A 12,632-nucleotide genomic window follows, 5' to 3' on the forward strand; every position below is an offset into this window, starting at 1 on the left:
AGTATGGAACCGATTTTTTTATCTTCTCTTGCGAGAAAAAATGATATGTGTGCGATTTCAACTCCCTGGTCGGTCATGGCTTCCCCTTGGATTTTTCACGCATCATTCAATAGCTAAGCAGCATTAATGCTTATGTCAATTAATCACCCTTGGCTTTTTGGATAAAACCAAAATCTGCTGGGCAAGGACTGACTCCTACTTCCAGGTGCTCGGCCTATACCAGACGCTGGAAAAGATCGAGCATCCGATAGGCAATCTTCGGTCAGCAGTATCTAGAAGGGGGGCGAGGTTGTTGAGCATTTCGCTAGGGGTAAGGCAGAGACATGGGGGGCGGACCGATTTAAAGATACGTGATGAGTATGAAGTCTCGATAAACGACAATGTTTAAAAAGACATCTCTAGTCACTCTCTCAAGCTACACATCCTTGCGCCTTTGCCTACAGCTGCGCCAGAATCCGCCGGCTTGTGCGCCTTGGGGGCGGGTTCTATTGTGGTCGGGTCGCTGACGAATCAGCGATCGGGTTTGGTAGCCCGGTTTAGACTTGGCGCATAGCGTCACCCGATTCAGTCCTTTTTGGGGCTGTGTCTTTATGGTGGCCATGCGCAGGGCGTCTTCGGGCGCGCCGGTTTTCCAAGTCACCGGTCTACCAACCTTCGTATGGCCACCACCCCTTCGTTTGGTAGCGAAAAGATGATGGCTCCTTTTCTATGATTTGGAGATTCACTCATGATCAAACCAACACCCAACCCGCCCGAAACCGATCCCACGTCTCCCTACGAATCCCTCGATTCCAACAAACTCCACGAAGCCGCTGACCGCGCGCTCGATCATTACCTGTCGCCAAACAATCTCCTGCCTCCGCCGCGCAAGGCGCGTGGGATGTACGCCGTTACCGCTGATACCAAAAACGAAGAACTGCTGGCTGATGCGAGTGAAACGCTTGCTTCGGCGAAGACGATTGTTCAGGACATTTCCAGTTTGCTGCCGGCGCCGCAGCGGCGGGCATTGTTGGGGGTTGCGCAGTTGATCATGCTGGGGGAACTGGCGGTGAATCGGGTGATGGATAATTTGGAGGTGGCGGGGTGATTTAGAAGACGGGGCCAAGGCTTGATTGGAGTAAGCTTTGGCGCCTTCGCGAGCAGGCTCGCTCCCGCGGGGGTCGGTGTGGATCGCTGGTTCTGTGGCCGGCGCTGAAGTTCATGATAGTGGGTCGGTTGCTGTCTTTAGAACGTTAAAGGAATTCACTCGATGGACTCATATTTGAATGGTCAACCGACCTCGCGGAGTTGGTGATGGGGTTTTCAACTACGATTTGGAACTGGTACGGGCAGAGCGAGTACCGACGAGTTCTTGCTGTTTGCTTGGCAATTCGGGGGCTTACCTTCTTGGCTATGAATGCTGATGAGCAGCGACAAACGATTCCTGATTGCCCAGCCTGTGAGGTTTGGTCGAAAACAATGCTGCCTTTGCATGAAGCACTAACAGTGTGTGGGGCCGCGATGCAAAAGGATGTTCGGAGTGGACTGCAGCATGTTTGGGACTTGTGCAGTTCCTTGCCTGAGTCGGCTATCCATTGCGATGATCGGTCGATATTTGATCAATGTGAATGGCAGCCTCTACGGGAAGCCGCTAATCAGGCTCTAGCTTTCGTAGACGCGGAGAAAATATCCCCTTATCTGGATGAACTAATTTCGGATTGTCGAAGTGCCATGGTTCACTCGTGATCAAAACCAACACCCAACCCACCCGAAACCGATCCCACGTCTCCCTACGAATCCCTCGACTCCAACAAACTCCACGAAGCCGCTGACCGCGCGCTCGATCATTACCTGTCGCCAAACAATCTCCTGCCTCCGCCACGTAAGGCGCGGGGGATGTATGCGGTGACGGCGGATACCAAGAATGAAGAACTGCTGGCTGATGCGAGTGAAACGCTGGCTTCGGCAAAGACGATTGCTCAGGACATTTCCAGTTTGTTGCCGGCGCCGCAGCGGCGGGCGTTGTTGGGGGTTGCTCAACTGATCATGTTGGGAGAGATGGCGGTGAATCGGATGATGGATAATTTGGAGGTGGCGGGGTGATGTGATGTGCGGGGCGCCAGGGGGTTGATTTGTTGTCTGGGCTGGCGCCTGCTTGAGCAGGCTCGCTTCCACAGAGCGTGCTATTCGTCGTTGAAACAGTGCGTTGGCGGCCACATCCGTTCGTCTGGAAATTACCTCTACCTGTCAGGTTTGACAGGTGACAGCCATCCGGCAGCGGTTCATAACATCTCCATCGCCCCCCACCGAATGGAGTGCTTGATCATGGCCCAGGAAGCACACGCAAGAAATTCAATACTGGCGCTCAGAGAACCGGAAATCACCGGTCGTACGAAGCCGATACTTCCTTCCGGTGAATGGGGAATCAATCGTGCCGCTGCGATGGAAGTTTATCCAGACCACGGACTGGAGGTATTCGTCCCGGCTTGGAATGAAATGCGACGCGGTGACGTTACTGTGTTGTTGCTGGATGGCAAGGAGGTTGATCGGCATGTCATCTTCGACGAGGCAGAGGTCGGTGATCGCGTGACGCTCTTTGTAGCACCGCGTCATTTGGCGACCGGTTCCAAGGAACTGACTTATTGGGTGGAGGCCGGGAACAATGCCAGGGAGACGTTCACGCCGCCGGTCAAAATCTATGTCAAGTTGGAAATTCCTGGCGGACAAGACACCGATGAAGGGCCGGGCCATTCCAATCTGTTCATGCACATTCCTGAGGAAATTGTTCAGGGCATAGTTGATAGCGAGACCGCTGATAAAGGTGTACCCATCACCATCAGAAACGAGTCGCCCACCGGCAAACCTTATCCTGACATTGCGATCGGGGATTGTTGCGAGTGCAGTTGGGGCGGTGTTTTTATTTCATCTGCCCCGGTAACGGCCGAGCAGATCAATGATCCGGCCGGCAATCCCATTACGATCCTGGTAACTCGCAATTTCATCGAGAAAGCGGGCGACACTGATGAGGTGGGCCTGGCAGTCGCCTTCCGTGTGCGCGACATCGTGCACAACTACTCCGAAGACTGGTGCAAGGAGACCCGGATAAAAGTCTCTCTTGGTACCGCCTTGCTGACGGCGCCGATTGCCAAACAGGCGGTCAACAATGTACTGGATCTGGATTCTTTGAATGACGACGCCATTCTCGCGCAGGTTTTTGCCAAAGCACCCGAGTTTGAGCATGGCGACATTATCGAGTTGAAAGTTCGCGGCACTACACTCGAAGGCGATTCGGTCGAGCTCAAGGCGCCCGAGCAAATCGTCGACAATTTGCCACATATCTACGAGTTCGCATTGCTCAATGCGGACCTTAGAAAACTGGTCAAGACTCAGGTTGTTTTTGAATACAAGGTCGTTCGCGCAACTGACACCTTTCGTTCCAAGGGTCAGTTCGTGCAAGTCAATGGGGAGGCGGTGCGGCTGGAAGCTCCTGTCGCAGAGGACGAAAAGGAGGGGGCGCTCAATCCCGATCTGCCTAGCACGCGTGTTTTGATCCCCAAGAACGACACGTTCAATGTGGGCGATGCGATCGAGCTTGTCTGGTTCGGCCAACGCCCTAACGGCATCTATAACCCGCCGCTGGAATGGTACTTCCCGAATGCCGACGAACTTGCACAGGATGATGGTTTTTTTATCAAGGTTGATGGCGTGCACGTCAAAGCGCTCGAAGGCGGAACGCTGATCCTGTCTTACGTCCACTGGCGTGAGGAAGGAGGGCAAGCGGTCGGACGAACGTCGCGCTCCGCTGCGTCCTTGAATGTGGGCGAACCCAGGTTCGAACTGGTCTCGCCTATTGTGGAAGGTGAAAAAGACGGCGCGCTCGAACCCGCCGACCTGCCCAATGGGGTCACGCGACTGATTGCTCCTCGATCTTTCACGCCGACGAAGCCGGGCGATAAGGTTACGTATGACTGGCAAGGTGAGAAAAGCGGACCGCATACTGACTCTATCGATATCACCGTACTCAACCAGGATAGGGACATTGCGTTCAGTTTGAATGCGCAGTTTATCGCTACTCACCTTGAGCCAAATCGCGATCACAAGGTCTCGGTAAGCTACAAAATATGGCGTAAGGAAACCGACACTAACAGCCAGTCGAATCCATTGACCTTTTCAGTCGGCACGGCGCAGGAAATCAAGCTTCCGGTCGCCAGCTTCAGCGAAGCCAAAGAAGACCAATTGAGCCCGGACGATGTTTATCCGGGCGGTGCAACCGTCGTGATCGGGGAATCGGCAGCGCTGCAAACCGATGATGAGATCACCGTGACAGTCGTTGGAAAAAACACGACAACCTACCCGCATACCGTTCTCGCTACCGAGGCGGGCAAGGAGTTGCGTGCGATCAAGGTGCCGCACGCCGTGATCATTGCCAATCTCGAAGGAAGTATCTCGATGTTCTATACGGTTTTGCGGCAAACGGGCAGTACGGATGGGCCGTCGAACCCGAGTGTCTACGATATACGCCGGGTGATCGGCAACGGCACCTTGAAAATCATGGGGGCACGCTACAACCGCAGCACACTTCGTGCCTCCGGCGCCACTCGCATCCTCAGTGCATTCAACGTAACCACGGGGCTGCCACTTCAGGCCCAGTGGAAATACCCCTCTGATAATGACTGGGTAACCGCTGCCACCTGGCGGGATTCGAAACCGCAGGAGCCACTGCAGGTGCGCACCTCTGAAGATCAGGTCACGCTCAATCCGGCGAACATCTTCGGCAATGGTTATCGCAGCCCGTACGATGGGCTCGCGGCATTTGTTGCCCATCGTGATGTTGGCGACGTCGCGGGCTGGGGCAACGCTGCCCATGGTGCGGTTATTCCTCCAGACATCATCGCCATGGATGACATCGTAGAAGTCAGCTGTACTCGCCGCGCTTACGCCGCCCGTAGAGCCAACGGCGCTGTGGTGGCTTGGGGTTCGGCAACCGAAGGCGGAAGCATGATCGGTATTGATCCGTTGGGTTTCGTTGAGGTCATCGGCAACCAAGGTGCTTTCGCAGGGCTGAAATCTCCCGGGCAAGTATTCGCATGGGGCAACGACTCCGATGGCGCTACCGTTCCAGATGAGATAGGTGACCGCAAGGATATTGTTCGAATTGTTGCGGCGGGCCAGGCTTTCGCTGCTATCCGCACGGACGGCAAAGTCATGGCGTGGGGATGGGACGTGTATGGTGGGGCGGTTCCAGACCACATTGCCAGTTTGACTGATATCGAAAACGTGATTGGCAGTGATGGAGCTTTCGCTGCACTTCGTGCCAATGGTCGGATTGTCGCTTGGGGCCACCCTAATTTTGGCGGTGCTGTTTCAGGCGAGATCGCAGCGATGACTGACGTTATCGAATTGACCTGTGCGAACGTCGGGGCATTTACGGCCAGGCGCAGCACCGGGCAAGTGGTGGCATGGGGCTTCGCTGTGCCAGGCGGGAGCATCGATCCACTGGTCGGTAACCTGACAGACATCGTTGAAGTCAGCTCCACCTGGGGTGCTTTCGCCGCACGTCGCGGCAATGGCCATGTCGTTGCCTGGGGCTATGCCCCCGATGGTGGAGCGGTGCCTGCCGATATCGCCCGGCTGGACGATATCGTTCAGGTGTGCGGGGCCTCAACGGCGTTTGCAGCCTTGCGCAAGAACGGCACAGTGGTCGCCTGGGGAAATGCCACGGATGGTGGCGATACAACACCGGTCGCGAGCGAACTGACCCAGGTTCTGGCGCTTTATGCCAACACTGATGGTTTCACGGCGCTGACGGCTGATGGACGGGTAGTGACCTGGGGACATCCATCAGGTGGTGGCGATAGTAGCGCCGTGCAGGATCGACTGCGGGGCAAGGTATCTTACAAAGCCACGCCGGCATCGCGAGGTCTGGCGCTCAAGGCCAGTCGATGGGCCGAGTTGAAGGCAGCACCCGAATCGTTGGCTGCTGAACCAACCGATTTCCCGTGACCGTCGACGTGGAGTTTGATGGAGAAGGAGGGTATTCCTGCGCATTTGATCCTGCTGATCAAGAACTGGCGAAGGAAGCCCCTCCCGCGAGAAGCAAGCGCTACTGGCCCGACGGAACCCTGGAACAGGAGCCGTGCCTTACGGGGCAATCTGTCGAGAGCATTGCGCACGAGTGACGTTGCCTTGCCGCTACGACTGGCGAGAGCGGGTGAGTTACTGCCGTCATTCAATTTTCTAGGGATCGGGACAACAGGGTCTCCAGCCGTGCCAGCGGCGGCGCATCCTGGCTGCGGTCGAATACCTGCACATTCACTTTGAGCAACCGTCCATTCTCTGCGCTGGCGATCACCTGTTCGCAGCGCAACAACAATCTTCCTTGATCACATTCAACAGCCTTCATCCCATTCGGCAATCGGCCCTCCAGGCGCAACTCAGCCATCCGACTCTGCGCAGCAATCAGCGCAATCGATCTATCGCGCAATACCCCACTGCTCTGCGTCATCAACCCCGCCACACGCACGGCGGCGGACATGGCCACGGCGATGATCGCCAGTGCCACCAGCACTTCAATCAGGGTGAATCCTTCCTCTCGCGAACGCGCGTGCATACATGGCCCAAAAGCAAAACCCAGCCCTCGACGCTAACCCCCGTCCTTGACGGCTTGACGACGGAAACACCCGAGGATTTTCAACATCCCTGACATATCTTCTTGCAACACTGCGCGTCGAATTCGGATCAAGCCAGGGAATGTCGAGATGGATATCGCACCTTTGAAAACGCTCAGTCAGTCGCCGCGCATGCCGCGTCGCCAGCAGGGTTTTACCTTGATCGAGATCATGGTGGTGGTGGTGATTCTGGGGATTCTGGCGGCGATGGTGGTGCCCAAGGTGCTCGACCGGCCGGATCAGGCGCGGGCGACGGCGGCGAAGCAGGATATTGGCGGGTTGATGCAGGCGTTGAAGTTGTATCGCCTCGATCACGGCACGTATCCGAGCATGAATCAGGGGCTGAAGGTGTTGGTCGAGCGGCCGGCGGATGCGAAGAACAGCAACTGGCGTTCGTACCTGGAGCGTTTGCCGAATGACCCGTGGGGCCGGCCTTATCAGTACCTCAACCCGGGCGCAAATGGTGAGGTCGATATCTTTTCCCTCGGCGCCGATGGCCAGCCTGACGGCGATGGCGTGAATGCCGATATCGGTTCCTGGCAGTTGTAAGGCCGGCCGTGAACACAGGTTCGCTCAGCGGGGCGAAGCAACAGGGCATGGCGATTATCAGCGCGTTGTTGATTGCCGCCGTGGTGGCGGTGATTGCGGCGGGGATGTTGACGCGTCAGAGCGTGGCGACCCGGGCGCTGGAGGCCGATCAGCAGCGGGTGCAGGGGCGTTGGCTGGCGCAGGGTGGTCTGGAGATCAGCCGGCAGTTGCTCTGGGATGCGCGCCTGCGTGATCCGTTGACCCGGCGTGATCAGCCTTGGGCGCAGCCGTTGTTGGCGGCGGGTTTTGCCGGGCGGCTGGAGGATGAACAGGGCAAGTTCAACCTGCGCAATCTGGTCGCCAATGAGCGCATCGATGAGGCGCAGGTGCAGGCGTTCGAGCGGTTGTGTGAGCTGGTCGGTGTGAGCGCCGTTGTCGGGCAGCGCATTCGTCAGCGCGTGATTGCCGGTTATCCGCATCTGCTGAATGCGCAGATTGGCGCGACGGGCAAAGCGGGTTTCGACAGCGGCCGCGCGACGTCGCCGGATGCCGATCACAAACCGCCACCGCCGAAGGTGCCGATGCTGCGCACGCTGGATGATTTGCGCAGCGTCGAAGGCGTGACCGATGCGCTGATCGGCCAACTGGCGCCGTACGTGACGGTGATTCCGGCGACGACGTGGATCAACGGCAACACCGCCACGGCGCAGGTGCTGGCGGCGTATGTGCCGGCGCTTTCGCTGGAGCGGGCGACGGCGTTGATCGCGGAGCGTGACGCCGGGCGCTGGTTTATCAATCGCGGCGATTTTGTGAACCGCTTGCGCATGCCGCAGTTGGAAGTGAGCAGCGTCAAGGTCGGCATCACCAGTGACTGGTTTCGTTTGCGCGGTGAAGCGTGGCGGGATCAGCGCCGGGTCAGTCTCGACGCTTTGCTGCACCGCAGCGAGGATCGGCTGCCGCAGGTGATCTGGTCGCGGGTGGGCGCATGAGCCAGTTGCGCGTCGCGTTGCCGCCGCTGGCGGAGCTGGAGTTGCACAGCGAAGTGAGCTGCGCCTGGCTGGATCGTCAGGGGCAGGTCAGTCGTGAGGATCGGCTGACTTTGAGTCAGTTGGGGCAACGGCCGAAGCAACCACCGCTGCTGTGTTTTCTGCATCCGGCCGACAGCCTGCTCGCCAGCATTGATCTACCGCCGCTGCCCGCTAACAAAACCGCGGCCGCTGTGCAGTGCGCGGCGCAGGCGTTGATGCTCGGCGACAGCAGCCAGATGCATATCGGCCACAGCCCTCGTGATGCGAGCGGGGAGGTGCAAATCGCCTGGGTGGCGCGGCAGCATTTGCAGCGTCTGGCTGCGGTGCTCAAGCAGGCGGGTTTGAGTCTGCGCGGTTTGTATCCGGCGCCGTATAGCCTGCCAGTGGCGCCCGGTGTTGTCGCTTGCGTGGCGGACGGTCATTTGCTCCGGCGCGAGAGTTTGAACAGCGCGCAGGTTGAGCCGTTGCTCGGTGACGAAGTTGATGAGGCATCGTTTGAAGCCGGATCAGCACAACGCTGGATCGGCCCCTTGCCCGGTTGGGGTTTGCACGGTGGTCTGCAACAAACCGGCGGCGAGCAACGCGGCTGGGGTCGCGCTGTCGGGTGTGTGGCTTTGGCCGTGGTGGTCTGGGTGATTGGCCTGAATCTCTACGCCGCCCGCGAAGCGCGGCAGGGCCAGCAGCTCAAGGCGCAAATGAGTCAGCGGGTGAAGCAGGCGTTCCCCGAATTGCCGGTGATTCTCAACCCGCTGCAACAGGCGCGTCAGCAACTGGAGCAGCGGCAAAAAGGCGCGGTCGATGACCCCGCGCAGAATTTCAATCGGCTGGTGTTGCAGGCCGGCACCGGCATGCCGTTCATGGCTGGCAGTGTCGAGCGCCTGAGTTACCGCGACGGCGCTTTGCAACTGGCCTTGCTCAGCGATGCAAACCGTGGCGGCAACGACAAGGACTGGCAAAGCACGTTGGCCCAGGCCGGCATCAGCGTCACTGCCGATGACGCAGGCTGGACCTTGCGGCCGAGCGATGAATCCAGCGCAAACACCAACGAAGACGACGACAGCGGAGCAGATGATGAGTAGGGCGACGCTGGCGATTTACCGTGCGCGCTGGCAGCGCTTGCGCGGCCAGTTGCAGGCGCGTTGGCAGCCGTTGGCGCTGCGTGAGAAACGCATGGTCGCCGGCATGGCGCTGGTGCTTGTCGGTCTGCTGATCTGGTTGACGCTGGTCAAACCGCCGTTGGCCACGATCACTTTTTGGCAGAGCGAAACGCCCAAGTTGCGCGCGCAAACCGAGGCGCTGGAAGTGCTGTTGCGCAGCGTCAACGTGCGGCCGCAGGGGCAGAGCCTCAGCCAATCGCTGGAGCAAAGTCTGCAAGCGGCGGGGCTGGCCGGGCATTACCAATTACAAGCGGCGGAGGGCGGGGCGTTGCTGTTGAATGTCGACGCCGCGCCGGCCGATGCGCTGCTCGACTGGCTGCTCAGCCAGCCGTCACAACTTTCTCTGCAGGTGGTCGAGGCGCAGTTGCAACGCGCAAACGAAACCTCGACCGATGTCACCGCCGGCACATTGTCAGGCACCGTTCGCATGGATCAGGCGCAGGGCGCTAAGGAAGCTTCATGAAGGAGTCACGCTGCAAACCGGCACGTCTGGCGCTGCCGTTGTTGCTGATGGCATTGAGCGCGTGCAACGGCACCACGGCGCCGCAGAATCAGCCGCCGCTATTGGTCGACAGTGAACTCGGGCGGCCGCTGGCCAACACCCAGCGCAGCGGCGATGCGGTGGCCGATCGCGAACGGGCGCAGGCTCAGGCGCGGCCGGTGCCAAAGCAATTGCACAACATCAGTCAGCGTGGGCGCAGTAGCGGTGGCGCGCCGAGCAACTCGGTCGCGCGTAATCCGTTAGGCGAGCAACCGGTGACGCTGAATTTTGTCGAGGCGGATATTCAGGCGGTGGTGCGGGCGCTGTCGCGGGCCACCGGGCAGCAGTTTCTCGTCGATCCACGGGTCAAGGGCAATCTGACCTTGGTCTCGGAAGGTCAGGTGCCGGCCCGTCAGGCTTACGACATGCTGCTCGCGGCGTTGCGCATGCAAGGCTTCAGCGTGGTCGATGTCGGCGGCGTGGCGCAGGTGGTTCCCGAGGCCGACGCGAAACTGCTCGGCGGGCCGATCTACAGCGCCGACAAACCGGCCGGCAACGGCATGCTCACGCGCACGTTTCGTCTGCAATACGAGAACGCGGTGAACCTGATCCCGGTGCTGCGCCCGATTGTCTCGCCGAACAATCCGATCAATGCCTACCCCGGCAACAACACCGTGGTCATCACCGATTACGCCGAGAACCTCACCCGCGTCGCGCAGTTGATCGAGAGCATCGACACGCCGAGCGCGATCGACACCGATGTGGTGCAGATCCAGAACGGCATCGCTGCCGATATCGCGCCGATGGTCGCCGACTTGCTCGACGCGCCGGGCAATGATCCGACGCAGAAAATCGCCGTGATCGGAGACCCGCGCTCGAACACCATCATCATCCGCGCCGGCAGCCCCGAACGCACCGAGCTGGCGCGCAATTTGATCTACAAACTCGACAACGCGCAGAGCAATCCGAGCAATCTGCATGTGGTTTATCTGCGCAACGCCCAGGCGGCGAAACTGGCGCAAGCCTTGCGCGGTTTGCTTACCGGCGAGAGTGACAGCGGCAGCAGCGACGCGGCGCGGTCGGTGCTCAGCGCGATGGGCAGCAGCACCGGCGGCAATGCCGGGCAGAACGGCCAGAGCAGCACGCCGAGCACTGGCACGTCAACCTCGACTGGCAGCGGCGCAAGCGGCGGCAGTTATGCGCAAGGCAGTGGCGGCGGCAGCAGCAGTGGCGGTACGCAAAGCAGCGAACAGAACGTTGCCTTCAGCGCCGGCGGGGTGACGATTCAGGCTGATGCCACCACCAACACGCTGCTGATTTCCGCGCCGGAGCCGCTGTATCGCAATCTGCGTGAGGTTATCGATTTGCTGGATCAGCGCCGTGCGCAGGTGGTGATCGAGAGCCTGATCGTTGAGGTCGGCGAGGATGATGCCAGTGAATTCGGTGTGCAGTGGCAGACCGGCGATCTCGGCGGCAAAGGTGTGATCGGTGGCGCCAATCTGGGTGGTGCGGGGCTCAACACCGGTGCGAAGAACAGCATCGACGTGCTACCGCAGGGTTTGAACCTTGGCTATGTCAACGGCACGGTCGACATCCCCGGCATCGGCAAGATTCTCGACCTGAAAGTGCTGGCCCGGGCATTGAAGAGCAAGGGCGGCACCAATGTGCTGTCGACGCCGAACCTGCTGACCCTGGACAACGAAGCGGCGAGCATTTTTGTCGGCCAGACCATCCCGTTTGTCAGTGGTAGCTACGTCACTGGCGGCGGGGGCACCAGCAACAACCCGTTCCAGACCGTGACCCGCGAAGAGGTCGGCCTCAAGCTCAACGTACGCCCGCAGATTTCCGAGGGTGGCACGGTGAAGCTGGATATCTATCAGGAAGTCAGCAGCATCGATGAGCGCGCGTCCAACAGCGTGATCGCCGCCGGCATCGTCACCAACAAGCGCGCGATCGACACCAGCATTCTGCTCGACGATGGGCAGATCATGGTCCTCGGCGGCTTGCTCCAGGACGGCTACAGCCAGAGCAATGATGCGGTGCCGTGGCTGGGCAGCCTGCCGGGCATCGGCGCGCTGTTTCGCAACGAACGCCGGGCGATCACCAAGACCAACCTGATGGTGTTCCTGCGCCCGTACATCATCCGCGACAGCGAAGCGGGGCGCAGCATCACCCTCAACCGCTACGACTTCATGCGCCGCGCCCAGGGCGGCTTGCAGCCGGAACGCAGCTGGGCGATGCCCGACATGCAGGCGCCGCAGTTGCCAAGCGCCGCGCAAGGCGTGCCAGCGCCGGGGCCGACATCAAGCCCACGCGCGACGATCAAAGCCGTACCGATCGAACGGAGCACCCGGTTTTGACTGGAATGATGACTGTGGTGAGGGGATTTATCCCCGCTCGGCTGCGCAGCAGTCGTGGAACCGGTACACGCGATTTGCCTGGAGAAACCGGTTCTCAAAGTTTGGGTCTGCTTCGCAGCCCAACGGGGATAAATCCCCTCGCCACGGGGGATCGCATGGCCACAGAGGATCTCATTGCCACAAGGAATCTCATTGCCACGGTACCGATTGAAGGGAGCACCCGGTTTTGACTGAGATGATGACTGTGGCGAGGGGATTCATCCCCGCTCGGCTGCGCAGCAGTCGTAAAACCGGTACACGCGATTTGCCTGGAGAAACCGGTTCTCAAGGTTTGGGTCTGCTGCGCAGCCCAACGGGGATAAATCCCCTCGCCACAGAGGATCCCATTGCCACTGAGGATTCCATTGCCACAGGGGATCGCATTGCCACGG

Annotated in this window: 9 protein-coding genes and 1 pseudogene; 9 read left to right on the plus strand and 1 reads right to left on the minus strand. The window is 59.5% G+C overall.

The window, feature by feature from the left end; genetic code table 11:
• Positions 1 to 727: 727 nt before the first annotated feature.
• The 3 genes and pseudogenes from F8N49_RS19265 to F8N49_RS19280 all read left to right on the plus strand — a co-directional run bounded on the left by F8N49_RS19265 (position 728) and on the right by F8N49_RS19280 (position 5,982).
• Complete coding sequence (locus F8N49_RS19265; protein WP_136492547.1) at positions 728 to 1,087, plus strand: DUF6124 family protein; 360 nt, start codon at positions 728 to 730, stop codon at positions 1,085 to 1,087.
• A 641-nt stretch (positions 1,088 to 1,728) separates the two neighbouring features.
• Positions 1,729 to 2,082: pseudogene (locus F8N49_RS19275) on the plus strand (DUF6124 family protein); the annotation flags it as partial.
• A gap of 222 nt (positions 2,083 to 2,304) precedes the next feature.
• Complete coding sequence (locus F8N49_RS19280) at positions 2,305 to 5,982, plus strand: hypothetical protein (RefSeq protein WP_151552150.1); 3,678 nt, start codon at positions 2,305 to 2,307, stop codon at positions 5,980 to 5,982.
• A 226-nt stretch (positions 5,983 to 6,208) separates the two neighbouring features.
• Here the strand turns inward: F8N49_RS19280 and gspI are convergent, their stop codons facing one another.
• Positions 6,209 to 6,589 carry a type II secretion system minor pseudopilin GspI gene (gene gspI / locus F8N49_RS19285; RefSeq protein WP_151552152.1) on the minus strand — a complete coding sequence of 127 codons (381 nt, stop codon included), beginning with the start codon at positions 6,587 to 6,589 and terminating at the stop codon, positions 6,209 to 6,211.
• 148 nt (positions 6,590 to 6,737) lie between these two features.
• Here gspI and gspG point away from each other — a divergent pair, with 148 nt between their 5' ends.
• The 6 genes from gspG to F8N49_RS28065 all read left to right on the plus strand — a co-directional run.
• Positions 6,738 to 7,196 carry a type II secretion system major pseudopilin GspG gene (gene gspG, locus F8N49_RS19290; RefSeq protein ID WP_151552154.1) on the plus strand — a complete coding sequence of 153 codons (459 nt, stop codon included), beginning with the start codon at positions 6,738 to 6,740 and terminating at the stop codon, positions 7,194 to 7,196.
• A 47-nt stretch (positions 7,197 to 7,243) separates the two neighbouring features.
• A complete protein-coding gene (gene gspK, locus F8N49_RS19295) occupies positions 7,244 to 8,164 on the plus strand; it encodes a type II secretion system minor pseudopilin GspK (RefSeq protein ID WP_151552156.1) in 921 nt (306 codons plus the stop codon).
• A complete protein-coding gene (gene gspL, locus F8N49_RS19300) occupies positions 8,161 to 9,282 on the plus strand; it encodes a type II secretion system protein GspL (RefSeq protein WP_151552158.1) in 1,122 nt (373 codons plus the stop codon). The genes gspK and gspL overlap by 4 nt, the downstream gene beginning before the upstream one ends.
• Positions 9,275 to 9,823 (plus strand): type II secretion system protein GspM, encoded by a 549-nt coding sequence (gene gspM / locus F8N49_RS19305; RefSeq protein ID WP_151552160.1) that lies wholly within the window; start codon positions 9,275 to 9,277, stop codon positions 9,821 to 9,823. Before gspL ends, gspM begins: the two co-directional genes overlap by 8 nt.
• On the plus strand, positions 9,820 to 12,201 hold the full coding sequence (gspD, locus tag F8N49_RS19310) for a type II secretion system secretin GspD (protein WP_151552162.1): 2,382 nt from the start codon (positions 9,820 to 9,822) through the stop codon (positions 12,199 to 12,201). The genes gspM and gspD overlap by 4 nt, the downstream gene beginning before the upstream one ends.
• Positions 12,202 to 12,427: 226 nt before the next feature.
• A partial coding sequence (locus tag F8N49_RS28065; protein ID WP_218574872.1) for a hypothetical protein occupies positions 12,428 to 12,632 on the plus strand: 205 nt, incomplete at its 3' end.

This window comes from Pseudomonas sp. GXM4 (assembly GCF_008923895.1).
Lineage (GTDB): Bacteria > Pseudomonadota > Gammaproteobacteria > Pseudomonadales > Pseudomonadaceae > Aquipseudomonas > Aquipseudomonas atacamensis.